This window comes from uncultured Holdemanella sp. (assembly GCF_934754935.1).
GTDB lineage: Bacteria > Bacillota_I > Bacilli_A > Erysipelotrichales > Erysipelotrichaceae > Holdemanella.
Genome location: NZ_CAKVJB010000033.1, coordinates 1 through 26,301 on the forward strand (window position 1 = coordinate 1; position 26,301 = coordinate 26,301).

At 34.9% G+C, this 26,301-nt stretch carries 24 protein-coding genes; 4 read left to right on the forward strand and 20 right to left on the reverse strand.

The genetic code is table 11. The annotated features are described in order from the left end of the window. Positions 1 to 12: 12 nt before the first annotated feature. From Q0E86_RS08925 to Q0E86_RS08945, 5 genes are all read right to left on the reverse strand, one after another. On the reverse strand, positions 13 to 225 hold the full coding sequence (locus Q0E86_RS08925) for a YneF family protein (protein WP_003864166.1): 213 nt from the start codon (positions 223 to 225) through the stop codon (positions 13 to 15). Positions 226 to 269: 44 nt separating this feature from the next. Continuing rightward, entirely contained in the window at positions 270 to 1,139 is an 870-nt protein-coding gene (locus Q0E86_RS08930) for a DMT family transporter (RefSeq protein ID WP_295756372.1), read from the reverse strand. Then, entirely contained in the window at positions 1,136 to 3,619 is a 2,484-nt protein-coding gene (gene parC / locus Q0E86_RS08935; RefSeq protein WP_295756374.1) for a DNA topoisomerase IV subunit A, read from the reverse strand. Before parC ends, Q0E86_RS08930 begins: the two co-directional genes overlap by 4 nt. After that, positions 3,616 to 5,541 carry a DNA topoisomerase IV subunit B gene (gene parE, locus Q0E86_RS08940; protein WP_295756376.1) on the reverse strand — a complete coding sequence of 642 codons (1,926 nt, stop codon included), beginning with the start codon at positions 5,539 to 5,541 and terminating at the stop codon, positions 3,616 to 3,618. Before parE ends, parC begins: the two co-directional genes overlap by 4 nt. Positions 5,542 to 5,671: 130 nt before the next feature. Beyond that, entirely contained in the window at positions 5,672 to 6,793 is a 1,122-nt protein-coding gene (locus tag Q0E86_RS08945) for a Fic family protein (RefSeq protein ID WP_295756379.1), read from the reverse strand. Positions 6,794 to 6,988: 195 nt separating this feature from the next. On the opposite strand from Q0E86_RS08945, the gene plsY reads away from it, so the two are divergent. Continuing rightward, positions 6,989 to 7,603: a glycerol-3-phosphate 1-O-acyltransferase PlsY gene (plsY, locus tag Q0E86_RS08950; RefSeq protein WP_295756381.1), complete on the forward strand. Its 615-nt coding sequence runs from the start codon at positions 6,989 to 6,991 to the stop codon at positions 7,601 to 7,603. Between the two features lie 193 nt (positions 7,604 to 7,796). Next, positions 7,797 to 8,210: a competence protein ComK gene (locus Q0E86_RS08955; protein WP_288520569.1), complete on the forward strand. Its 414-nt coding sequence runs from the start codon at positions 7,797 to 7,799 to the stop codon at positions 8,208 to 8,210. Positions 8,211 to 8,218: 8 nt separating this feature from the next. Here the strand turns inward: Q0E86_RS08955 and Q0E86_RS08960 are convergent, their stop codons facing one another. The 9 genes from Q0E86_RS08960 to Q0E86_RS09000 all read right to left on the reverse strand — a co-directional run bounded on the left by Q0E86_RS08960 (position 8,219) and on the right by Q0E86_RS09000 (position 17,815). Further along, positions 8,219 to 8,647: a RidA family protein gene (locus tag Q0E86_RS08960; protein ID WP_295756385.1), complete on the reverse strand. Its 429-nt coding sequence runs from the start codon at positions 8,645 to 8,647 to the stop codon at positions 8,219 to 8,221. A gap of 24 nt (positions 8,648 to 8,671) precedes the next feature. After that, positions 8,672 to 11,014, reverse strand: a complete 2,343-nt coding sequence (locus tag Q0E86_RS08965; RefSeq protein WP_288520566.1) for a DNA translocase FtsK — start codon at positions 11,012 to 11,014, stop codon at positions 8,672 to 8,674. Between the two features lie 14 nt (positions 11,015 to 11,028). Further along, the gene (locus Q0E86_RS08970) at positions 11,029 to 12,720 is read right to left on the reverse strand and encodes a ribonuclease J (protein ID WP_295756389.1); all 1,692 of its coding nucleotides are present in this window, start codon (positions 12,718 to 12,720) and stop codon (positions 11,029 to 11,031) included. 39 nt (positions 12,721 to 12,759) lie between these two features. After that, positions 12,760 to 14,193: a tRNA (N6-isopentenyl adenosine(37)-C2)-methylthiotransferase MiaB gene (gene miaB / locus Q0E86_RS08975; RefSeq protein WP_295756392.1), complete on the reverse strand. Its 1,434-nt coding sequence runs from the start codon at positions 14,191 to 14,193 to the stop codon at positions 12,760 to 12,762. A 59-nt stretch (positions 14,194 to 14,252) separates the two neighbouring features. After that, on the reverse strand, positions 14,253 to 14,426 hold the full coding sequence (locus Q0E86_RS08980) for a 4Fe-4S binding protein (protein WP_295756395.1): 174 nt from the start codon (positions 14,424 to 14,426) through the stop codon (positions 14,253 to 14,255). 142 nt (positions 14,427 to 14,568) lie between these two features. Continuing rightward, positions 14,569 to 16,122: a ribonuclease Y gene (gene rny / locus Q0E86_RS08985; protein WP_295756398.1), complete on the reverse strand. Its 1,554-nt coding sequence runs from the start codon at positions 16,120 to 16,122 to the stop codon at positions 14,569 to 14,571. A 119-nt stretch (positions 16,123 to 16,241) separates the two neighbouring features. Continuing rightward, complete coding sequence (locus Q0E86_RS08990; protein WP_295756400.1) at positions 16,242 to 17,087, reverse strand: undecaprenyl-diphosphate phosphatase; 846 nt, start codon at positions 17,085 to 17,087, stop codon at positions 16,242 to 16,244. 36 nt (positions 17,088 to 17,123) lie between these two features. Continuing rightward, a complete protein-coding gene (rpmF, locus tag Q0E86_RS08995) occupies positions 17,124 to 17,294 on the reverse strand; it encodes a 50S ribosomal protein L32 (protein ID WP_003864180.1) in 171 nt (56 codons plus the stop codon). A gap of 11 nt (positions 17,295 to 17,305) precedes the next feature. Next, on the reverse strand, positions 17,306 to 17,815 hold the full coding sequence (locus tag Q0E86_RS09000; RefSeq protein WP_295756401.1) for a DUF177 domain-containing protein: 510 nt from the start codon (positions 17,813 to 17,815) through the stop codon (positions 17,306 to 17,308). A gap of 87 nt (positions 17,816 to 17,902) precedes the next feature. Here Q0E86_RS09000 and Q0E86_RS09005 point away from each other — a divergent pair, with 87 nt between their 5' ends. Beyond that, on the forward strand, positions 17,903 to 18,913 hold the full coding sequence (locus Q0E86_RS09005) for a nucleotidyltransferase family protein (protein WP_295756404.1): 1,011 nt from the start codon (positions 17,903 to 17,905) through the stop codon (positions 18,911 to 18,913). Further along, positions 18,903 to 19,445, forward strand: a complete 543-nt coding sequence (locus tag Q0E86_RS09010) for a YdcF family protein (protein ID WP_295756406.1) — start codon at positions 18,903 to 18,905, stop codon at positions 19,443 to 19,445. Before Q0E86_RS09005 ends, Q0E86_RS09010 begins: the two co-directional genes overlap by 11 nt. A 10-nt stretch (positions 19,446 to 19,455) precedes the next feature. On the opposite strand, the gene Q0E86_RS09015 is transcribed toward Q0E86_RS09010, so the two are convergent. From Q0E86_RS09015 to Q0E86_RS09040, 6 genes are read right to left on the reverse strand one after another with little or no spacing between them, the layout of a single operon-like run. Continuing rightward, positions 19,456 to 21,660 (reverse strand): bifunctional (p)ppGpp synthetase/guanosine-3',5'-bis(diphosphate) 3'-pyrophosphohydrolase, encoded by a 2,205-nt coding sequence (locus Q0E86_RS09015; protein ID WP_295756408.1) that lies wholly within the window; start codon positions 21,658 to 21,660, stop codon positions 19,456 to 19,458. Between the two features lie 34 nt (positions 21,661 to 21,694). Next, positions 21,695 to 22,216, reverse strand: coding sequence for an adenine phosphoribosyltransferase (locus tag Q0E86_RS09020; protein WP_295756410.1), 522 nt, complete (start codon positions 22,214 to 22,216; stop codon positions 21,695 to 21,697). Positions 22,217 to 22,246: 30 nt separating this feature from the next. Beyond that, positions 22,247 to 23,800, reverse strand: a complete 1,554-nt coding sequence (locus tag Q0E86_RS09025) for a DHH family phosphoesterase (protein ID WP_295756411.1) — start codon at positions 23,798 to 23,800, stop codon at positions 22,247 to 22,249. Positions 23,801 to 23,840: 40 nt separating this feature from the next. Beyond that, on the reverse strand, positions 23,841 to 24,851 hold the full coding sequence (ruvB, locus tag Q0E86_RS09030; RefSeq protein ID WP_295756413.1) for a Holliday junction branch migration DNA helicase RuvB: 1,011 nt from the start codon (positions 24,849 to 24,851) through the stop codon (positions 23,841 to 23,843). 5 nt (positions 24,852 to 24,856) lie between these two features. After that, positions 24,857 to 25,435, reverse strand: coding sequence for a Holliday junction branch migration protein RuvA (gene ruvA, locus Q0E86_RS09035; protein ID WP_295756414.1), 579 nt, complete (start codon positions 25,433 to 25,435; stop codon positions 24,857 to 24,859). A 1-nt stretch (position 25,436) separates the two neighbouring features. Continuing rightward, positions 25,437 to 26,186, reverse strand: a complete 750-nt coding sequence (locus Q0E86_RS09040; protein WP_295756416.1) for an exodeoxyribonuclease III — start codon at positions 26,184 to 26,186, stop codon at positions 25,437 to 25,439. Positions 26,187 to 26,301 lie beyond the last annotated feature (115 nt).

Consider the following 26,301-nt stretch of genomic DNA (forward strand, 5'->3'; position numbering starts at 1 on the left):
GACACTTTATCATTATTTACGGTTTGCGTTTACCGATTTCATGATTTGACGAATCTGTGCTTCACTAGGTTTACGTCCCATTTGTAAGAACATTGCACGAATCATCTTTTCATTAATAGGTGGATTTTCTTTAATTTCTTTTTCAAACTTCTTACGAGTGAAGTAGAAAGTAACCAGGCCACCAATGATGGCTCCCACTATCGTATAAAAAATTGATACACCCATATTTTAGTCAACCTCACTATCTACTCATCTATTCTACTATCTTTTTAAGCTTTTGACAATACGAATTGTCCACTATATTCAGTTAAAATCACTGAAAAGAAGATCAAAAGTCCACCTAAAATCATAATTGGACTCTTTGTCTCATGCAGCAATAGAAAGCCAAATACGTTCGCAAATAAAGATTCTGTACATAAAAGTACACTTGCACTCGATGCATCTGTATACTTTTGTGCCAATGTCTGTAATTGAAATGCCAAGAATGTTGCCACCAAAATCATATAGCCACAACTCATATAAGCATGCAACGAAATATTTTGTGGAATTGTTTCCAAAGACAATGCGAAAGGAATTGAAAGTAAAGCTGCTACACTCATTTGTACGGCATTGATCGCAATAGAATTCGAATTTTCAGTCGCATACTCCAAAGAAATAATGTGACACGCAAAGAACAATGCACAAGTCAAAGATAAACAATCTCCAAAACTAAATTGGAAATATCCTTTTGATAAACTTAAACAAGCAATACCAGCCAAGCATATTACACTCGCACCAAGTTGTCTTTTACTTGGCTTCTTTTTCCATAAAAGCCATACAATATATGGAACCAAAACTACGTTTACCGCGGTTAAAAATGCATTTTGACCCGTATTTGTCAAAGCCAAACCAAAAGTTTGAAATGCGAATGCCAAATACATTAACACCCCTGAAATGCTTCCACGAACTAGTGCTTGTTTTGAAACTTTTACATGACTACAAAGACAAACTACAATACTAACAAGACTAGCCCCAATAAAACGAATCATTAAAACGGTAAAGGGGTCAAATGTTTGTAAAGCAGCATCGGTGGCAATAAAGCCACCACCCCAAATAGCCGCAACAATCAAACACACTAAATTTGCCTGTTTTTTACTCATGCATTATCCTCATCAAATAAAGAAGGTTGCTTAAAATCTTCTTGTTTTACCCAAGCTCCATCCAAAACATTTTCAAGTGGTGAGATCCACTCAAATGATTCCACTTTTCCATATGGCGTTGAGAAAGTGGATTGCGCATTCATTAAACTGATTTCTTTTGCCTCAAACGACATAAGCTCATCTGTATATACTTCAATTTTTGTATTTAGATCCACCATTTCAATATTGAAAATCACATTTGGATTCGATTTTACCAACTTACAAATTCGATTTCCTTTAGCCGGACGATTCAATGGTGCGATTTCAAGTTGTTTCATACGCTTTAAAGAAAGTGTTGTCGTAGAAACTAAGACTTGTTCATCTCTATTTTTACTGATACAAATAGACGCAATACAATCATCTTTTGAAAGATTCATTGCCTTTACACCTTTTGATTTATTTGAAACCAAAGGAATCTGTTCAACCGGATACATTAAACCATATCCTTGTTCACTGACTAAGATCACTTGATCATCTGGTTTATAAGATAAAGATACAGATATCATTTCATCCATACCACCAATTTTCATACATGCCATTGTTTTGTTGGAACGAGAAACCTCAAATTCTTTCAATTCTGTACGTTTGATCATACCATGACGACTTGCGCTCACAACATGAACACCCGCTTTAAAGGCATCTAATACATAAGCGGCAATGATTTTTTCACTTGAATCCATCTTAATATAGTTTGAGATATGACCTCCCAAATCTTTCCATTTGGCCTCTTCAATTTGATAAACAGGAATATATCCATACGTTCCGCGATTTGTAAAGAAAATCAAAGTCTGTAATGTATGACTCGCTCCATAACAAACCAAAGAATCCGTATCTTTTCTTTGTGTCATGGAATCACTGGATGCATTATAACTTCGCATAGAAACACGTTTAATATATCCATCACGAGTGACAGTAATCATACATTCTTCTTTAGAAATCATAGCCTTTTCATCAATTACGATTTCCTTAACTTCGTGCACGATTTTAGAAAGTCTTGGCGTATTGAATTCTGCATTTACTTTCTCAAGTTCTTCAACCATCACTTTATGTAATTCCGATTTATCACTAATAATCTTTTCTAATTCGGCAATATCACTTTGAAGCTGTTTAAATTCGGCCTTTAATTCTTTTACATCTGTATTCGTTAAACGATATAGACGCATAACAACAATGGCCTCAGCTTGTTTTTCTGTAAATTCAAAACGCTCAATCAAATTCTTTTTGGCATGTGCCTTATCTTTTGACTTACGAATAATATGGATAATTTCATCCATCACACTCACCGCTTTGATCAAGCCTTCTAAAATGTGAGCACGATCTTTTTTGGTTGCTAAATCATATTTACTTCTTCGAATTACTACATCTTCACGATGACTAATAAAGGCATCTAACATCATGGCTAAAGACATTTGTACGGGTGCTTTATTCACGATTGCGATGACATTGTAGTTATATGAAATTTGTAAATCTGTATTCTTATATAGATAATTTAAAATCTGTTCATCATTACTATCTTTTTTTAGATCCACTACAATACGAAGTCCTGTACGATCACTTTCATCACGAACATCTAAAATGCCATCAATTTTCTTATTTAAACGAATCTCATCAATTTTCTTAACAAGATTGGATTTAATAACTTCATAAGGAATCTCATGAATAATAATTTGTTTGATTGTACGCGTTGGTACCACTTCTACTTTTGAACGAATCAAAACGCGTCCACGACCTGTTTGAAAAGCTTGTTTGATACCATCAAGCCCCATCACGATTCCACCGGTTGGAAAGTCTGGGCCTTTCACAAACTGCATTAATTCTTCTAATGAACAATCTGGATGAGAAATACGATAAATACTGGCTTGAATGACTTCATTCAAATTGTGTGGAGGAATATTTGTCGCATATCCTGCCGCAATACCTGTAATTCCATTGACTAATAAGTTTGGAAAACGTGCTGGAAGTACAGTTGGCTCCATTTTTTCATCTGAAAAGTTGGGTGCCCATTCCACTGTATCTTTATCAATATCTTGTAGTAAAAAATCACTAATTCTAGCTAAGCGCGCCTCTGTATAACGCATTGCAGCAGCTGGATCATCATCGATAGATCCATTATTTCCTTGCATATCAATTAAAGGATTGGTAATTTTCCAATTTTGTGACATACGAACCATCGCATCATAAACAGAACTATCTCCATGAGGGTGATAATTACCAATTACATTACCTACTGTTTTTGCGGATTTATGGTATGGCTTATTGTATGTATTTCCATCTTCATACATCGCATATAAAATACGTCTTTGAACTGGCTTTAGTCCATCTCTAGCATCAGGTAAAGCACGTTCCTGAATAATATATTTTGAATATCTGGCAAAACGATCCGCCATGATATCTTCTAAAGAATTCTTTAAAACATTATGTTTTACTTCTTTTTCTTTCACGCACTTACCTCCCTATAATCATCTTCTAATGTGAATACAACATTGTCTTCGATCCAATTACGACGAAGTTCTGCCTTATCTCCCATTAGTTCAGTCACTCTTTTTTCGGCCATCATCGCATTTTCAATGGTCACACAAAGTAAAGTTCTCGATTCTGGATTCATTGTCGTATCCCAAAGTTGCGTGGCATTCATTTCACCAAGACCTTTGTATCGTGTAATGGTATAACCATTTTTTAACTCTGCTTTTTTCTCATCCAACTCTTCATTTGTATATAAATAATACTCTTTTCCACCCTTGGCAATACGATATAGTGGTGGAAGCGCAATATATAACATTTCATGCGTAATCAATTCACGCATATAGCGATAGAAGAATGTCAATAATAAGTTTTGAATATGTGCCCCATCATCATCGGCATCGGTCATAATAATAACTTTATAGTAGTTTGAATCTTCAGCCGTAAAGTTAGCACCTACACCTGCACCTAAGGCATGAATGATTGTATTCAATTCTTCATTCTTTTCAATCGCTTCAAGACTTGCCTTTTCTGTATTTAAAACTTTACCACGCAAAGGTAAGATTGCTTGATATTTTGAATCACGCCCCTGCTTTGCAGAACCACCCGCAGAATCACCTTCGACTAAATATAATTCTTTTCTTCTTGCATCTTTACTTTGAGCCGATGCCAACTTTCCAGATAAAACTCTTTCTGAACGGTTCTTACCTTTTCCATTACGAATATCAGCACGCGCTTTTCTTGCGGCATTACGAGCTTGTGCAGCCTTGATGATCTTACGAACTAGAGCATTGGCAACCTCTTTATTTTCTTCTAAGAAATAACGAAGATTTTCGGATACAACAGTTTCGGTTGCAGGTTTAGCTTCTGGAGTACCTAATTTTTCTTTGGTCTGTCCTTCAAATTGTAAATAATCTTCTGGAATCGTTAAGTTAATAACTAATGTTAATCCTTCCCTAACATCATTTCCATCAAAACCTTTATCTTTTTCTTTTAAGAAACCATTTTTACGTGCATATTCATTAAATACTTTCGTGAAAGCTTGTTTAGCACCCGTTTCATGAGATCCACCATCGCGAGTACGGACCATATTTGTGAATGAGAAAATATTTTCCTGATACTCATCTGTATATTGGAAACATCCTTCAACAACGATTTGATTACTCTCACCTCTAAAGCTAATTGAATCATGCATTGGTGTATGATCTTGATTTACTTCATCAATAAAGGCTTTTAATCCATCTTCATATTGATAAATAACTTCTTTTTCTTCTTTACGTTTATCGCGAACGATCATTTTTAATCCTTTTAATAAAAAGGCATCTTCTTGAGCTCTTTCACAAATTGTAGAATATGAAAAATGAACCGTTTTAAAGATAGTAGGATCCGGTTTAAACGTGACTGTACTTCCCGTACGATTGGTTTTTCCTACTTTTTCAAGTTTTCCAATCTTACTTCCCCCATCTTCAAATGTCATGCACCAAATATCTTTTCCATCATGAACGGTTACTTTACACCATGTACATAATGCATTCACAACACTGGCACCTACACCATGTAATCCTCCGGCACTTGTATATCCTCCATGACTTGTAAATTTACCACCTGCATGTAGGATGGTAAAAATAACTTGAAGTGTACTGACTCCTGATTTATGTTTTCCAACAGGCATTCCTCGCCCGTGATCTTCAACTGTTACACTACCATCTTTTTCTAGGGTAATCGCAATTTCATTTCCATAGCCATTTAAAGCTTCGTCAATCGCATTATCAACAATTTCCCATACAAGATGGTGTAAACCTTTTGAATCCGTAGATCCAATATACATACCTGGACGCTTTCTTACGGCATCCAAGCCCTCTAAAATAACGATACTACTTTCATCATATTGTTGTTTTGGCATACTATCCCTACTTTCCAACGTAATTTTTATTATATCAACAAATCAAAAAAAGTGCACATAAATTCCTTCAAATCAATTTGATTATATACGATATATATACACTATTCATGTCAAATTAAAAAGGTGTTCTTCACACCTTATGCTTAAACTTATATTTACCTTTACCATGCCCTGTAACTGGCTCAATAATGTCAACTTGCAACAACTTAGAAATAAGATTAGATACAGCCGAACTCTTTAATCCAACCAATTTCATCACATCACTTCTACCAAATAGTTGATTATATCCATATTCATCATATAATGTTTCAATATGTTGCATCGTTCTTTTACTAAAATCAATAGTCCCAATGTCCACTTTTTTGGTTCCAATGTCCACTTTTTTGGTTCCAATGTCCACTTTTTTGGTTCCAATGTCCACTTTTTCTGAAAAATATCCACTTATATGCATTGTACGATTACGAAGTTCATTCTTTTCATCCAACAATAAATTTCTAAGAAATAATTCTAAATATTCTGTTGTTTCATGAATGTTTTTTTGTAGATTCGTATAATTTGCTCGAACAAGTGCATTCCTAAAATACCAAGCATTTTCCGCAAAAATATCATTTGTTACATTAAATCCAAGTGTACGTAAATATTTTATGAAAAAGACAGCTGTTGTCCTCGTGTTCCCTTCTTCAAACACATGAATTTGCCAAAGTCTTGAAATGAATAAAGCGAGATGATGAATAATTTCATCTATCATTAAATTTTTGTAACTAAATTCCTTTTCTTGAGAAAAATCATATTCTAAAGTGGCTTTTAATTGTGAAGCACTTCCATATACTACTGTAGCACCATCCAGTACCCATTCTTTCTTTGTGATATTATATGTTCTCATTTTACCAGCATGATTATATATACCTTTAAAGAGCTTCTTATGAATAGAAAGATATTCTAAAGGCGAAAATGAAAATGCGGTTTCCGACAATATTTGAGCAATTCGAGAAGCTACCTTATCAGCCTCCTCAGTCCGATCATCCTCAGAAGTATTTGTTGGACTTTCTTCATAATAAGTATCAATCAGGTTTTGTGCTTCTTTTAATGTGATTTTACCCTCAATATTCTTTATGGCTGTATCAATCAAATAATCAGAAGTTTTAAGCCCATCTACAGCTTGAAGACCAATTGCAGTACTCCAAACATATCCTCGATTCACAGAATCTAATTCTGATTCTTTAATATATTCTTTAAATGGATCTCTTTCCATTTTAACGCCTCCTTTCTATTTCATACTCATATATTTTAACATATTTCTAAATTGAAATTCTTGTATATTTCTTTTGACTTCACAATATCAGTCTACATTTAATACCTACATCATTTATGTCAAATAATTATTTTTTTCATCCAATTCTCGACTAAGTAGATCAAAACTGCTAAAATAAGTTTCGAGGTGGAAGAAATGAAAACTATTCTATGTATTTTATTAGGTTACTTATTAGGATCTTTACCCTTCGCATTGATTATTGGTAAAGTTTTCTATCATACAGACATACGCCAATATGGCTCAGGAAATTTAGGTGGAACAAATGCCGGAAGAGTTCTTGGAAAAAAAGCTGGAATTTCAGTTATCTTGTTTGATGTTTTAAAAGTTGTACTTGCGATTGCGATTGCGACACAAGTATCTAAGGTTGCAGGAATCTGGACAGGACTTGCATGCTGCATCGGACATTGTTATCCTATTTTCGCAAAATTTCATGGAGGAAAAGCTGTCAGTACCATGTTTGGCTTCTTGTTCTCTACAAGCATCTTTTTATTTCAAGATGCAAGCTACTTACTTGTACCATTTGGCATGTTTCTAGTTGTTCTATATTTATTTAAATATGTGTCTCTAGCAAGTATGTGTGCAGCCATTTCAAGTAGCTTATACATTACAGCATTAATGCTTGGATTCAATGTTGATAGCATTTGCGTTATTGTCGCAAGCTGGCTTATGACAGTCCTTGTGATTTATAGACATCGCACAAATATTGAAAAGATCAAAAAAGGAACAGAAAACACAATCTCGTGGTTATAGAAAGTTTTTTTAAGAAACTTTCTTTTTTTTATGTCTTTTTCACATTGGACACGTATCATAAGTATTATGAACTATTTATACTATGAACATAAATCAAGCCAAGTCTGTACCGTATCTTGGCTATAAGAAAGTTTTTTTAAGAAACTTTCTTTTTTTTATGTCTTTTTCACATTGGACACGTATCATAGATAATATGAACTATTTATACTATGAACATAAATCAAGCCAAGTCTGTACCGTAAAAGAAGATGAAAGAATATATCATGCTTGTTTAAGCACACACAATTATTTAAATGAAATGTGTCTTATGAATGGATCTAGCCTTAAAGGAAGACAAGAAGCCTTTATCTTTCAAATGAAGACAAAAAAATTCATTCCTATCGTAGTAAACATTTCAAAACATGAAGTTTACTTTCCAAATAAATCAAAAAAAGCACATGACTGCATATGGATCAATTATGCCAATATCCATGACGTCACGTACTATACTTCCTATTGTAGAATTACTTTTAAAGATGGTACCTTCTTAGATTGCGAGCATCCTAAAAGAATTCGCAATTCGATACACCTCATCTTTCGCTTTCTAAATAAAAATACACCGTTTTAACCGGTGTATTAGTGGCATCCTCCACCACATGATGAGCAATCATGTGAGCAGCTAGATTGTTGCATTTGTTCTTCATGACGAAGTGTATTTACGCCAAGACCCTCAATACATACCGTGGCATTATCGGCTAAATTTGATACTTCCACAATTGTGCATGCTGGGAACGGTTCATCTACAAAGTTTTTGAATGTATTCAAGAACGCTTCTTTATCCTCGATATTCTTTAAATACACTGTGAACTTCACAATATGATGAAGCTGTAAACCATAGTTTGATAAAACATCAATTACTTTATTGATAGCTGTAATCGTTTGTTCCTGAATTGTTTCTCCAAGACCTGTTTGACCACTTAAATAAAAGAAGTCTCCTAATTGAACCATATTTGAAACACATGATGTTCCTTCTTGTTTTCCTGCTGATTTTAAAAATATATTCATAGTTAAAATTCCTTTCTTATCCTATTATATAGAATCTATGTCATCTTCTAAAGTATTTTGCACTAAAATTTCTCTAGGCTTACTACCTCTTGAAGGACCAATGATACCATTTGCCTCTAAAACATCCATTAATCTTGCAGCTCTAGAGTATCCTACAGAGAACTTTCTTTGAATCAAAGACGTGCTCGCCTTTCGAGATGCGATCACAAAACGTTTCACTTCCTCATATAAAGGATCTGCCGTTACATTCCCTGCTTCATTACCTTGATTCTGTAGATCTTTCAATTGAATAAAGGCATCATCATATTTTGGCAATGCCTGCGACTTCACAAATGCACAAATGTTGTTGACTTCTTCATCCTTAATAAAGACACCCTGAATACGTCTAGGACTTGTTTCACCATTTGGCAAATACAACATATCACCATTTCCAAGTAAACGCTCAGCTCCCGCTTGATCCAAAATCGTTCTTGAATCCACGGCCTGTGATACCGCAAAGGCAATACGGCTTGGAATATTCGCCTTAATTACCCCCGTAATAACATCAACACTCGGTCTTTGTGTGGCAACAATCAAATGAATACCTGCAGCACGTGCAAGCTGTGTAATTCTTTGAATGCTCGCTTCTACTTCTTTAGCAGCCACCAACATCAAATCGGCAAGCTCATCAATAATAATGACAATACGAGGTAAAACTTTTAAATGTTCATCATTATGCGATAAAACATATTCGTTATATGCCGTAATATTACGAACTCCTAATTCACCAAATAAATCATAACGACGATCCATCATTTCTACAACAACCTTCAATGCTTTATTGGCAAGATCTCCATCTGTAATCACTGGTGATAATAAATGTGGTACATCATTATAAGGTGTAAACTCTACTTTTTTAGGATCGATCAAAACCAATTTCACTTCATCTGGTTTTGTACGCATTAATATCGAAGAAATGATCGCATTCACACATACCGATTTACCACTACCTGTAGCTCCTGCAATCAACAAGTGCGGCATACGATTTAATTCGCCATAGACATTATTACCCATTAAATCTTTTCCTACACAGAAAAGCAACTTTTTATCTTTCATCGAATCCGGAATTGTTCGCATCAAATCCTTCATCTGTACACTTGTCTTTTCAACGTTTGGAATCTCAATCCCTACACTTGCCTTACCAGGAATTGGAGCTTCAATACGAATATCTTTAGCTGCAAGCCCCATCTTGATATCATTTTGTAAGTTACTGATTTTATTGACACGAACCCCAAGTTCAGGCTTAATTTCAAACTTCGTTACACTCGGCCCAATATGAATCTGAACAAGACTAGCTTCTACACCAAATTCATGTAGGATTTCAATCAGCTTTTCCCCTTTTTCTTTAGCCGTAATTGTATTCGCATTGGACCTTGACTTTCTTTCCATATCCTCTAAAACATTGAGCTTTGGAAGCTTGTAGTTTTTAAAATCAGAATTCTCATCACGAATATAATGCTTAGGCTCAACTTTTTCTACAACACCCTCATTAACGACAGGTACCTCTTTTTTTGCGACCACCTGTTCTTTTGGCTCATCATCCACATCCACCATAAAGCTTGGCTTTCTTGGTTCTAGATCACCAATAATCAAAGGTTCATTTTCTTTTGTATCTTCAACTGGATCTAATGACACAGGCTGAACTGGATCGGCATTGATAATTTGAAAACTCGATTCATTTGTATCTTCATCTTCAAAGATGAAATTCTTGCGATCAATCGATACCGGAGTTTCTTTGACCGGCTCACTTTTCATAACTTTTTTAGGCTTTCTTTCATATCCCACAATCTTTTCATAACCAAACATCAAAATGGCAAGTACGAAGAATAAAAGCACCATGACATAGGTTCCAGAATAATCAAATAAAGACTGGAAAAGGCACAGCAACAAAGCCCCCACTAATCCAGAATATGTTCTTAAAGTGCCTGTAATAATACTACCGGCATTTTTCATGACATATTCTAAGCCATAACTGCCTGGATGCGGTTTGAATTCTAAAATGGAAGAAACCAAACTTAAGCCAAGTGCTAAAAATAAGATTCCAAACATATAGCGCTTGCGAATCACAGGCTGATCCTTATGGAATATTAGAACTGCACAATATGTAGCTGTTAAAATAAACAATCCATTTGTCAAAGCTCCAAACAAAAATTCAAAGAAATGTTTTAAAAAAGCGCCTACTACGCCAAATTCTAAAACGGCAATAATACTGATACATATCATACAAATAAGGAAACACAAACGAAATAAGTTTGAGTGCAACCAAGACGTTTGTGTTTTCTTCTTCGTAGATTTTTTTCGTGTTGTTTTTTTTCTGGCTTTTGCCATACTTACCCCACTTTCTACTTATTTAAGTTAATTTCTAAAATAACCGGTAAGATCATCGGTCTTTTTGCGGTTTGTTTATAAAGATATTTAGACACTTTATCACGAATTAAATTTCGCGTTTCTAAATTATCATACGTTTTATTTTCAACCGCCTCATTGATTGTATCTTCCATAATTTTGGCAACATCACCCGTGATATATTCTGCATCACGCAAATAGATCAAGCCACGACTCTGAACATCTGGACCGTTGATGATCTTTTTTGTTTTCGCATTTATACCGATGGCCAAAATCATGACACCATCCGTACTCAATGTTTCACGATCTTTTAAGACAACACCAGCCATATCCCAGTTTTCTTTTCCATCGATCATAGTTTCATGAAGTTCTAATTCCATAGCACAAGAAACCAATTTACGATTTTCAAAAGTTGCAACCTGGCCATTATCTAAAATAATGATACGACTTGGATCATATCCCATTTCAACCGCAATCTGTGAATTCATATGCAATAAACGATATTCCCCTTTAATTGGAATATAGTATTTTGGTTTTGTAAGGAAGATCATCATCTTCAAATCCTCTTTACTAGGGTGCATACTCAAAACATTCTTGTCTAAGACAATGATTTCACCCTCTTTTTTATACATATCGTTTTCCATGCTCTTGAATTCATTTTCAACACCTGGAACAACCGGACTGGCGACCACGATCACATCATCCTGATCGAATACAATCGATTCTAATTCGTTATTGGCAATGTTGTTGATGGTCTTAAACAAAGACTTACCTTGTCCAGAAATAATGACCACAACATCTTTCATAGAATTATCAAAATTAGCCGGATCAATTACTAAAGAAGGATCTACTTCATATCCAATTTCTTTTAAACGATCCACTAAATCACGCAATTCCTTAGTATAGAAAACCATCTTACGATGATTTGCCATACAACAATCAATGATTTCTTGAATACGATAAACACTTTGTGTATATACACTGACAAAAACACGTTTATTTTCATGTGTTTCTAACACCTGTAAAAGCTTTGGTGAAATGCGATGACTCGGAGAAGTATGACCACTTCTTTCAGCACCCTTACTTTCCTGCAACAATACCAATACACCTTCATTACCAAGTTCTGATATCGTTGTAAAGTCTGCTCTATACGCATCATCTAAATCATCATAATCTTCAATGAACTCACCAGAATATACAATATAGCCTTGTTCCGTTTGAATCGCAAGACCAAATGTTCCAGGATATGCATGGGTAATTGGGAAGAAGACAACTCTTCTTTTGCCAATACGCTTCTTATCGTTACGCTTAACGCCATGAACACGCACACCTGTAATGTGTTCCTGACGAATCATTTTTTGTACTTCTTTTACAGCTAAAGGAGCCGTATAAACATCACAAGGGACTTGTTTTAATAAATATGGTAAAGCTCCCATAACATCATCATGACCATGCGTAATAAAAATACCTGCAACACGATCTTTATTTTCCACTAAATATGTAAAATCCTGAATAATAAATTCAATACCTAATGATTCTTTGTTGTCTGGAAATTTAATTCCAGCTTCAATTACGTAGATGGATTGATCCACCTCCACACAGAATAAGTTCTTTCCATCTTCATCTAAACCCCCAAGGGCGAAGATACGAATTTTTTCTGTCAAAGAAGGCATTTTTTCTTCTCTCATATTATCTCCTTTTAAATAGTATTATTTTTCTAAATTATATCACACAGCTACGCCATCTAAAGAGAAACTTTTCGCATCTGTAATCTTTACTTCGACAAAATCTCCTGGCTTAATATTTTCACCTTTAAAATTAACTAGTTTTTGTGTGTCTGTATATCCTGAATATACATTTTCATTTTTCTTACTAGGACCATCCACTAATACAGTCACTGTACGACCAACATAAGCTTTGTTCTTTTCTAAGGCAAAATCATTCCATGTTTTATTTAATGTAGCCAAACGCTTTCTCTTTGTCTCCATATCGATTGAATCATGCATGCGACTGGCTGGTGTACCAGGTCTTGCAGAGAAAATAAACGTAAAGGCATTATCATATTTACAATAACGAACGACATCTAATGTATGTTCAAATTGTTCATCTGTTTCATTTGGGAAACCAACAATAATATCGGTTGAAACAGAAACATTTGGAATTGTATTAACGATCTTATCATATAAAGCTAAATAAGATTCTTTTGTATAACGACGACCCATTAATTTTAAGACATCATCATCTCCAGATTGTAAAGGCAAGTGAATAAATGGCATGATATTGTCATATTTTGCGATAATATCAATCATCTCCTCTGAAAAATCCCATGGATGACTTGTTGTAAAACGAACACGAGGAATACCAATCTTGGCAACTTCTTCTAATAAAGTCGCAAAATCTTGTTCATTATCCATATCCTTACCGTACGCATTTACATTTTGTCCAAGCAATGTGATTTCTTTATAGCCCTCATCCTTCAATTGTTGAACTTCTTTTAAGATTTCAGACATCTTTCTAGAACGCTGTTTTCCACGAGTATAAGGAACGATACAATATGTACAGAATTTGTCACAACCATACATAATATTGACCCAAGCTTTGAATGTGCCAAAACGATGTACCGGTAGATTTTCGTAAACCTCTCCTTCTTTCGAATAGATCTTTACGACCTTTTTACCTTCATACATACAACTATAAAGCATACTTGGAAGCTCTTGGATATTGTGTGTACCAAATAATAAACGTACCTGAGGATATTTTGTCAATAAAGTTTCAACCAAGCCTTCTTCTTGAGCCATACAACCACAAACACCAATGATCAAATCTTTATTATCGCGATATAAACGCTTAAAGTTACCAATCTCACCTAAGACTTTTTCTTCGGCATTTTGACGAATTGCACACGTATTGATGATAATCACATCACTACCTTCAGCCGTTTCATTAGGCGTAAATCCGAGCTCATCTAAAATACCCGCCAATGTTTCGCTATCACGCTCATTGGCTTGACAACCATATGTTGAAATAAAATATTTTTTTCCTCTTCCCATCATGCGCGCGGCTTCAGGAATCGTGAATGTATCAATACGATCAATTGTATTTGTAGTACGTTTTTGTGCTTCTTTTAAATCGGGTAAAACCCATCCTGGTTTTTGTTTCATGTGTTCTCCTTTCGAAAAAAAATGCCAAGCATTAAGCTTGGCAAAAGTTTAAATTTGAATTACTGGTTGATTGCTCCAACTGGGCAAGTTCCTACGCATGAACCGCAGTCGATGCAAGTTCCTGCATCACAAACTGATTTTCCTTCATCATCTAATGAAAGAGCTCCAACAGGACATCCTCCTACACAAGCACCACATCCGATGCAAGCATCTTTATCGATATTTACTGCCATTGTTATTTCCTCCTTGTTTAATAATTTATACTCAAATTATACTATATCCTAGAAGTGAATCAAGGCAGTTTAGTAAGTGCAGGCTTACCGTAATTCATTTACCAAACTAAAAAATTGAAGTCGGGACTAAAGCCCGACATTTTTATTTTGCGTATTCCTGGGCACGTGTCTCACGAATAACATTCACTTTGATTTGACCTGGATATGTCAATTCAGATTCAATCTTATCACGAATATCACGAGCTAATTTTACACAAGTCAAGTCATCAACGTGTTCTGGATTTACAAGCACACGAATTTCACGACCTGCCTGAATCGCAAACGCATTGGCAACACCTTCAAATCCGTTCGCAATCTTTTCTAAGTTTTCAAGACGGTTGATGTAAGCTTGAGCGCTTTCTTTACGAGCACCAGGTCTTGCAGCACTAATTGTATCTGCCGCAATAACCAAATGACTTGTCAAGTATTTTGGCTCTACATCGCCATGGTGAGAGTGGATCGCATTTAATACAATTTCTTTTTCGCCATGTTTTTTACAGAATTTATATCCCAATTCAACATGAGATCCATCTTGTTGCTCAATATTCAATGCCTTACCAATATCATGCAATAGACCTGCACGTTTGGCAATTTGTTGATTCAATCCAAGTTCAGCTGCCATGCATCCCGCAATATAGGCAACTTCCATAGAATGCTGTAATGCATTTTGTCCATAAGAATAACGATACTTCAATGTACCAATCAATTTTACGATTTCTCGATCAATTCGACCAATACCCAATTTGAAAATAGCTTCCTCTCCAGCCTTCATGATTTCTTGATCAATTTCATTCTGGTATTTCTTTACAACATCCTCAATACGTCCTGGCTGAATTCTTCCATCACGAATCAAGTGTTCTAAAGCTAAACGAGCTACTTCACGACGTACTGGATTAAAACATGTGATCGTAATCAAATCTGGTGTATCATCAATATTTAATTCAACACCTGTTGCTTGTTCAAAACAACGAATGTTACGACCTTCACGACCAATGATACGTCCCTTCATTTCTTCACCAGGCAAAGAAACTACACTCACTGTTTTTTCCTGAGTTTCTTGTTGAGACATACGCTCAATGGCTAAGGCAATAATATTTTGCGCTTTTTCATTGGCAGTTGCTTTGGCTTCATCCTCTTTATCTTTGATATATGCGATTGTTTCATGTTCCATTTTCTTTTCTACAATCGCAAACAATTCTTCTTTGGCTGCCTGGCTTGACATTTTGGCAACACTTTCTAAAACAACAACTTGTTTATCGATTTCTTCTTGTAATTTCTTTTCTTTTTCGTCTAATGATGTCAGTTTGTCAGCAACACTCTTCATCTTTTCATTAATCTGACGCTCTTTTTGATTTAACGCTTCATCACGAAAATTCAAGTTGTCTTCTCTACGCAACAACTTGTTCTCTAATTCCATTGATTCTTGTTTACGTTCTTTAATCTCTTTTTCAGCTTCAACACGCAAATCATGAGCCTGTGTCTTTCCGTCTAACACAGCTTGTTTTACGCGAGAGTCTGCTTCATTTTGAGCTTCTTTTAAAATTTGTTCTGCTTTTTGCTGATTCTTATTTAAACCTGCTTTGGAAAGTCCGACCATACAGCCAGATCCAACCGCAAGACCTGCGACACCAGACAAAACGATCCATAGTACATCCATACTATTTCCTCCTTTTCGTCCTTTGTTCTAGGTAAAACCAAAAATATTATACACGAAAATAGGTATAAAGTCTATCTTGTCAAATCCTAAAATAAAAGATGTTTGTCGAGACAAACACCTTAGAAAATTGCACGGACCGCAAAGAAAACTAAAACAATTATACCAAGTGCAATACGATACCATCCAAATACTTTGAAGTCATGTTTTTTGATATAAGACATTAAGAAGCGAATCACAAAAATAGAAACGACAAATGCCACAATCATCCCAAACGCAAGTATAAAGAATTCTAACAAACTAAATGAGAATCCAAATTTCACTAACTTTAACAAACTTGCACCAAACATAACGGGAATAGCTAAAAAGAAAGTAAATTCAGCGGCTACAGCACGACTTACACCAATCATCAAGCCACCAATGATCGTAGCTCCAGATCTAGAAGTTCCTGGTAATATAGCTGCTACAACTTGAAACAAGCCAATAATTAGCGCATCTTTATAAGATAAAGCTGCAAGTGAATTTACACTTGGACGCATATCTTTATTACGATCTTCTACATAGATAAACGCAACACCCACTAAAATCAACATAATCGCAACCACAAATCCATTATATAAATGGGCATCAATCCAATCATCTAATAATAAACCAATAACAGCTGCCGGAATTGTAGCTACTAAAATTTTTGACCATAAGATCCAAATAGATTTAACCGGAACGTATTTTCCTTCTTTATTTTTTTTAAAAGGAAATATTTTATTCCAATACAATAAAACAACCGCCAAAATTGCACCCAATTGAATCACAACAAGAAACATACTCCAGAATGATTCCGATACATTCATCGGCATGATTTCTTCCAATAAAATCATATGACCTGTTGAACTCACAGGAAGCCATTCGGTAATTCCTTCAACTATGCCATATAATATTGATTTTAAAATCTCAATCACATTAACCTCCATACTACAGAAAAAGCCAGGATTTACCTGGCTAATTTACTACTTTTCAACGATTTGTTTGCCGTTGTATTCGCCACAAGAGCACATCTTGTGAGCAAGTTTATATTCACCACAATTTGGACAACGAGTCAACGCTGGTTTCACCAATTTGTAATGTGTTCTACGTTTTGCTTTACGTGTTTTTGAATTTCTTCTCTGTTGAACTGCCATGCTTGCACCTCCTAGTCATCATCCAGTTTGAAATCATTTAATTTTTTCCATCGTGGATCAATTTTTGGCTCTTCTTTATCTTGATCCGATAAAAGCTGCCAACCATCTCCCTTTGGATATTGATCACGAGGTAAACGAGTGATACTCATTGGAGCCTCATATAATATCGCCTGGAAAATCTCTGGGTTAATATCGATTGTATCTTTTTTCACCACGATAATTTCCTGATCCTCTGCATCCTCTACAGGAACAAAAGAATACGTTTGTTGCGACTCCGCCTCAAATGGAACATCAATATCTTCATTTGTGATGGAATCTAGAACAATCATTGTTCCGTCCATACTCAAATCACTCGATACGAAATTCATTCCGTCAAACTCTAATGTACCCGTAACATGTACATCTGGAACAGACTTGACAGAAGTATGATGAAGCAGATCGTTTTCTTCAATCGCAATCCATTCATCGATCTCAATAATATGGTTATTTGCATTTAAGAAGTCTTTTCTATTAAATTTCACGATCTTCACCTCATGTCGCATTTGATATTATAATAAAAGTAATTCATAAAGTCAATATTTCCACAAGAAAAAGATTCTGTTATCATAATGAATATGAAAACATGCGGAATTATTACAGAATATAATCCTTTTCATCAAGGACATATCTATCATATCAAAAAAACAAAAGAATTAACACAATGTAATTGCTTAATTGCGATTGTATCCAATCATTTTACCCAAAGAGGCTTACCAAGCCTTTTAAGCATGGAAGATAAGACAAAACTTGCTCTAGAAGCCGGTTGTAACCTAGTAATTGAACTTCCAGCTTGTTATGCAGCACAAAGTGCTGATTACTTTGCTAAATATGCCATTGAATCTTTAAATGAGTTACATATTGATCAAATCTGTTTTGGCTCTGAAACAAACGATATTCAAACTTTAAAATCCTATTCTAAACAAATGGAATCCACAAAAGTAGACCCATCGTTAAGTATGAATCAAAATTTATATTCAAAAGACATTCAACCCAATGACATTTTAAGTATTCAATATATTAAACAATGCGAAAAATATAATATTGAACCTCTTTCCATTTCTAGAAATAACACTTTTAAAAGTGCCACACAAACACGCAAAGAATACTTTGAAGGTATTCGTCAATTTAATGACGTCTACTTCCACTCAAATCAAACGTGGGATACTTATTATCCATATCTGAGAAAATTCTTAATTTTAACCGATCCAAATATTTTATCTACCTATTTTCTTGTCAATGAAGGCATTGAATATCGCTTAAAAGAAAATGCCAAGAAATATTTAAAGTGGGAAGATTTTCTATTGGCATCCATTTCTAAAACATATACAAAAGCTCGTATTCAAAGAACTTGTATGTTTATGCTGCTACAAATCACAAAAACACAGATGCAAGAAAATAATCATTTCAATCAAGTCATTGTAACTGGATTTGATTCGATTGGACAAGCTTTTCTTAAAGATAAACAAGTCATCACAAAATTTAAAGAACTACCCAAATTACTTCAAGATATTGAAATTAAATGTCAATATTTATCTACAGACACATTCAAAGCTAGAAAGGTCGTCTATTATGATCGTTAGTTTATGCATTTTAATCATCCTTGCATGCATATACATCTATTTCTTTCCCTTTATCCCAAAAAGAAAGAAACACTATACGTATGCATTATTACTTGGATGTCCTGCTCACGATGATGGAACGATGTCTTCAAGTCAAATTAAAAGATGTAATCTAGCCATACAAATGTATGAACAGAATCTCTATGACACATTAATCATTTCGGGTTCAAATGTTAAAAACGAATATATAGAAGCTCAAGTTATGCATGATTACATTCAAAACAAAGTAAATATTCCAACCATTCTTGAAACAAAAGCACGGAATACTTTTGAGAATTTTAAATATTCAAAAGAAATCATTCAAAATCAAGATGTTTTGATTTTAACATCACAAACTCATGCCAAAAGAGCTTGTGCTATTGGAAAACAATTCTTTTTGGATTATGGTTGTGCCTGGTTTAAAGATCTTAAGCCAAAACATATCCTAAGAGAAATTGTATCGCGTATTCTTTATATCAAAATTGAAATACTAAAAAAACTAGGAAGGTACTAAAAATACCTTCCTATTGAATTGTACGAATGACTTCATTGACACTTCGTACTTTTTTTAAGTTTGAGATCAAGTTCTGTAGATGCGCTGCATTCTTTACAGAAACCGTCAATTTTGTAGTTGCCTCTAAATTTCCATCATCCACAGCTGAATCCACATGTTTCAAATACACATTGCACTGTTGTAAAGTCGTCACAATATCACTCAACAAGTAATTTCGATCATCACTATGTACAATCAAATTCACTTCATATTGTTTTTCATCTAGACCCTCTTCCCATTGAACAGGAATCAAACGTTTCTTTTCATTTACAATATTTGGACAATCAGCCCTATGCACCTTAACACCTTGTCCCTTTGAAATATATCCAATAATTGAATCTCCAGGAATCGGTCTGCAGCAATTTGCCAAAGATACCGCAATCGTATCAATTCCAGGTACAATAACACCACAACTTGAATGTTTTGTAGTATGTGTAGATTGCTTGTTGTAGATCTTCATGATTTCTTGATCTTCAAGCATATTCGAACGATTCTTAACCAAACGATCTACAATGGACTGCAATGAAACACGCTTCATGGCAATACCCACAAACAAATCATCGACACTCTTAAAAGATAAGGATGTCAAAATGGACTCTAAGCGTTTTTGTTCCATTAATTTCGAATCTAATTTTAAACGCCTAAACTCATCCTCAAGCATAGACTCACCAAGTTTGATACTATCCTTACGTGATTGCTGCTCTTGTTTTTGAAGGAAAGCACGAATCTTATTACGTGCATGTCCACTCTTAACAATTTTGATCCAGTCTGCACTAGGACCTACCGAATTGTTATTCGTTAAAATATCAACAACATCCCCCGTTTTTAAAGGCGTATTCAAAGGAACAATGGCACCATTGACTTTGGCACCCACCGTTTTATTTCCAACCTCTGTATGAATTCGATACGCAAAATCGATTGGACAAGAACCAGAAGGCAAGGCAATCACTTTACCTCTTGGCGTTAAACAATATACATTGGCTTCAAAAATATCTTTTTGAAGTACATTCATATATTCAAGTGGATCTTCACTCTCTTCATCGGTCATCATCGAGAAATCTCTAAACCAAGAAAGTTTATCCTCAATTTCTTTTTGTTCATACTCTGGAGTATAATTACGATTTTCTTTATACTTCCAATGCGCTGCAACACCACGTTCGGCAATCGCATCCATTTCTTCCGTACGAATCTGAATCTCGAAAATATTACCATGTTCAGGCTCTACGATCGTTGTATGCAAAGACTGATACATATTCGCTTTTGGCATCGCAATATAATCTTTAAAACGACCTGGAATCGGTCTATATTTGGCATGAATATAACCTAATATTTCATAACAATGCACAACGGAATCGGTAATGATTCGAATGGCCAATAAATCTAAAATTTCTTCAAAACGCTTATTTTTAGTGACCATCTTTTTATAGATACTATAAAAATGTTTCGAACGACCAAAAATACGATATTGAATATTATACTCTTTCATAATCGATTCAATATCCGAAATCATTTCTTGAACTTGTTCATTACGATCACTTTCACGCTGTTGAACAAGGCCTTTGATTTCTTCATATTTTTTATAATCTAAATACTTAAACGAAAGATCTTCCAATTCATTTTTGATTTCACTAATACCCAAACGGTGTGCAATTGGTGCATAAACACTTAAAGTTTCACGTGCAATCTTCTTTTGTTTTTCCGGACGCATATACTGCAAAGTTCGCATATTGTGTAAACGATCCGCCAATTTAATTAAAATTACACGAATATCTTTGGCCATCGCAATAAATAATTTACGATGATTGCTTGCTAAATATTCTTCTTCATCTTTAAATTTAATGGCTCCAATCTTAGTAACCGCATCAACTAAAGTTGCGATTTCCTGACCAAACAATTCTGTAATTGTATCTGTCGTAACGCCTTCACAATCTTCTACAGTATCATGCAAAAGACCGGCCGCAATTGTTTTAGGTCCACAATGCATCAACGCTAACGTATTCGCAACTTGAATAACGTGGATCACATAAGGCTCTCCACTTTTACGAAATTGTCCCTTATGGTGTTCGTAGGCAAAATCATATGCCTTTTGAATCAACTCAATATTTTCTGGGCGTTTTATATAGGTTTGGACATTCTCCATACACTCTTCAAAAGTGACTTGTTTTTTCTGACTCATAATCCATGCGCCCCCTCTCTTAAAATTATACTATTTATTCCCCTTCATAATGTGTTAATGCACAAACAGGGATATCTTTAAATTTTTCTCTTCCTTTTAGATCATCCAATTCAATCACAAAAGCTACACCCGTAACACTAGCTTGCATGCGTTCAACCATTTTAATAATGGCTTCTACAGTACCGCCTGTAGCTAATAGATCATCAATAATAACGACTTTTTGTCCTGGTAAAATGGCATCGGCATGGACACAAAGCTCATCTTGGCCATATTCTAAATCATAAGTTTCGCTGACTGTTTCTCTTGGAAGTTTTCCCGGTTTTCGAACTGGTACAAAGCCAACGTTGTTTTCTAAAGCCACTGGCACACCAAACAAAAAGCCACGTGCCTCAGGACCAATCACAATATCTGCACCAACACTTTTCACAAAATCATTGAATTGATCCACGCAATAACGCATCGCATTCGCATTTTGTAAAATTGGTGTCACATCTCTAAAAATAATTCCTTCTTTGGGAAATCCCGGAATACTTTCAATATAATCTTTTAAATCCATACTAACCTCTTTCTAATTGATTCCATTTTACTACTCATATACAATCTCATCAATCACAAAATTCACCTGCTTACGCCCCTGATATTGATTGATTTGAGCCGTACCTATAAAAGAATGAATCGCATTCACACTTTTTTTATACTCTACTTCACTTTGATTAAAACGCATACACTGCAAGCCAGATTCTAATGTATACTTACGATGTTTATGATTTTGAAAATCATACAACGACTTAATTTGAGGATGTATAATTTCAAAACTAGGAAAAACAAAGCCCGGACCAAAAGGTCTAAGTACATCTAAAGATTGAATTGTTTCTAAACTCAATTCATCATCCGTTATAATTAATGTTTTCTTCTTTTTTACACTATACGTATATTCCTTAATACGCGCATAAACAAAATCTTCAAATAGATCAAACTCATTTAGATTCAATGAAAAACCAGCCGCATTTTCATGTCCACCAAATACGACAAAATGTTGGTATGGACCAAGAAAATCCATGCAGTTAAAGCTTTCTGGACTACGCATGCTTGCCTTATATCCCTGTTCATTTTTAGCTAGAACGATACATGGCTTATTAAATCTTGAACACAATGCACCTGCCACTAAGCCAATGATTCCTTCATGAAAACTTGAATCTTCAATGATATAGATATCTTCATTCGATTTACACTTTAATAAAGCTGTTTTTTGCATCTGATCCGACATTTGTTTACGAATCGTATTCATTTGTGTGATTTGCGAACCCAAAGTATAAATCGTTTCATCATCATGTGCCAAAAAATATCGGACAACATTATTTACATTGGCAAGATTGCTTAATCTTCCAATCGCATTTAATTTAGGAACCACCTGAAAACCAATGCTTGTTTCGTTTAATTCACGATCTGTAGCTAAAGAAAAGAAATGTTTTTCATGTGTTTCATTCATCAATTTTAATGCATTCTGAATCAAAGCTCGCGTTTGCCCTTTGACAACCATCATATCCGAAATACTCGCAAGCCCTGCAAGTTGTAAAAGATAATCATCTTCTACACCAAGTTTTCGCATGCATTCGAATGCTACACCAGCTCCACATAAAGTTTCAAAGCATGGCTCCATTAAATCTGGATGCACAACAATAGCACAATTGACTTCTTCATCCATTGTATGATGATCTGTAACGATCACATCCATGTCTAATTCTTTCGCCAGATTTAAAGCCGGTTTACTTTTGATGCCATTATCCACTGTAATGATCAAAGAATAGCCTTTTTTATGTGCTAAACTAACGGTTGCTTCACTTAAACCATACCCCTCTTTAATACGGTCTGGAATATAAAAGCCACACTCGAGTCCTAATTTTCTTAAGCCAGATACCATGATTGTTGTTGCACTGATGCCATCACAATCATAATCTCCTGCGACAATTACTTTTTCATGATTTGAAATAGCCTTCAACACTCGTTCTTTAAAGCTTTCCATACAATTCGATTCAGAAACCGGATTTAAAGATTGTTCACTTGTCCAATATTCCCATTTCGATGAATCGGGTTCTAAAAATTCTAATACTTTATTTGTTAATTCTGTCATATGTTCCATGGAAATAATTATATCATATATTAAAAATGTTCACAGACAATTAATCTGTGAACAATTCTTTTTGATAAGGAATTTGAAGATGTTCATACGCTTTAGGCGTTACAATTCTTCCTCTTGGCGTACGATTGATAAAACCAATCTGTAATAAATAAGGCTCATATACATCTTCGAGTGTCATTGGCTCCTCTCCAATACTTGAAGCTATAGCCTCAAGTCCGACTGGACCACCTTTAAATCTTTCAATGATTCCCTTTAAATATTTATGGTCAACCGCATCCAGACCTAAATGGTCTACGCGAAGTCTATCCAAAGCTGTCTTTGCGATTTCACTTGAAATCACGCCCTCATTATAGACTTGGGCAAAATCACGTACACGCCTGAACAAACGATTTGCGATTCGTGGCGTACCTCGCGATCTTAAGGCAATTTCAGTAACTGCATTTTTATCGATTTCTGTATTCATTACGCAGCTTGTACGATATACAATTTTTTCTAGATCCGTTAAATTATAGTACTCTAGCTGTGAAATAATCCCAAAACGATCACGCAAAGGCGCACTCAAATCACCGGCACGCGTTGTGGCTCCTACAAGTGTAAAAGGTGGTAAATTAATACGAATATTGTGTACAGTTGCCGAATCTTTACCTACCACAATATCTAGACAATAATCTTCCATAGCGGGATACAATACTTCTTCCACTTGTTTTGGCAAACGATGGATCTCATCAATAAATAAGACATCTCCTGGTTCAAGTGTTGTAAGTATAGCCGCTAGATCGCCGCTTTTTTCAATCGAAGGACCACTTGCCGTCTTTAGATTTCCTTGCATTTCATTGGCAAGGATATAGGCTAATGTTGTCTTTCCTAAGCCAGGAGGTCCATAGAATAATACATGATCTAAAGCTTCATTTCTAGATCGTGCCGCATGAATAAACACATTTAAATTTTCTTTTAATTCGGATTGCCCAATATATTCATTTAAACTTTGTGGACGCAACGTCTTTTCAAAGTTATCGCACTCTTGTAAATTTCCATCTACTTCTCTAGGCATCTATCTTATACTCCATTTCTTTTTGCGAGTAGAATCAATGCTTGTCGTAACATCTCATCTTCCCCTAATTCTGTATTTTCTAATTCTTTTTTAATTTTTGTTAATTGATTTGTCTTATATCCTAATGATACTAAAGCATCTTGAACTTGGTTCCATACTGGATTTGACGTAGCACTATCACTTGTTTCTAAAGATACGAACTTGCCTTTTAGATCCAAAACAATCTGTCCAGCTGTTTTAGCGCCAATCCCAGGTAAAGACTTCAATCTTTTGATATCATCATTTTCAATGGCTTCAATCATTTCTTTTCCAGAACATACCGATAACATGGTCTGGGCTGTTTTTGGACCAATTCCTTTTACGTTGATCAAGCGCATAAAGACTTCATAATCCTCTTCTTTGATAAAACCAAATAGTAAGATGGCATCCTCACGAACGTGTTGATATGTATAAAGAAATAATTCTTCATTCATTTTTTGACTTAACGCATTGGCAAGATACACTTCATATCCAACACCGTGTACATCTAATACAACACGATCATTTCGAATAATTTTAACAATTCCATTCACAAACGCAATCATATTACACCTCAATATCCAGTTGGACTGGACAATGGTCAGAACCATATACATCCGTTAAGATCTTCGCATCCACAATTTTGTCTTTTAATTCCGGCGATACTAACCAATAGTCGATTCGCCATCCCGCATTCTTTTCACGAGCTTTAAAACGATAGCTCCACCATGAATATTCAACTTTTTCCGGATATAAAGTACGATATGTATCCACAAAATAAGCTAATAGATTTTCTTTAAAACTATTTCTTTCTTCATCTGTAAATCCAGCATTTTTATGATTCGTCTTAGGATTTTTAATATCGATCTCTTCATTGGCCACATTAAAATCTCCACAAGCCATTACCGGTTTATCCAATGATTTTAGATATGCACTAAAAGCTTTATCCCATTCCATACGATAATCCAAACGTTTTAATCCGTCACCTGAATTTGGTGTATAAACAGTCACAACATAATATTCAGGATATTCTAAAGTAATCACTCTTCCTTCTGTATCATGTTCTTCGATATTCATCCCATAACGAATGGACATTGGTTCTTCTTTACAGAAGATCATTGTACCGCTATATCCTTTCTTTTCAGCACTATTTATATATTGATATGGATATAATTCACAATCCACTTCAATTTGTTCGGGTTGTGCTTTTGTTTCTTGAATACAGAAAACATCTGCATCCAACGCATAAAGAATTTCCACAAAATCCTTCTTTAAAACGGCACGAATCCCGTTTACATTCCACGAAATACATTTCATAAAAAAACACCTCAAAAGCATTATACCACACGAAAAGAAAGACTATATAAAAATAGTTAGGGTCTAGATACGCTATAAGATTACATAGGGTAATGCGCTAGGCAGCTTAAAATTC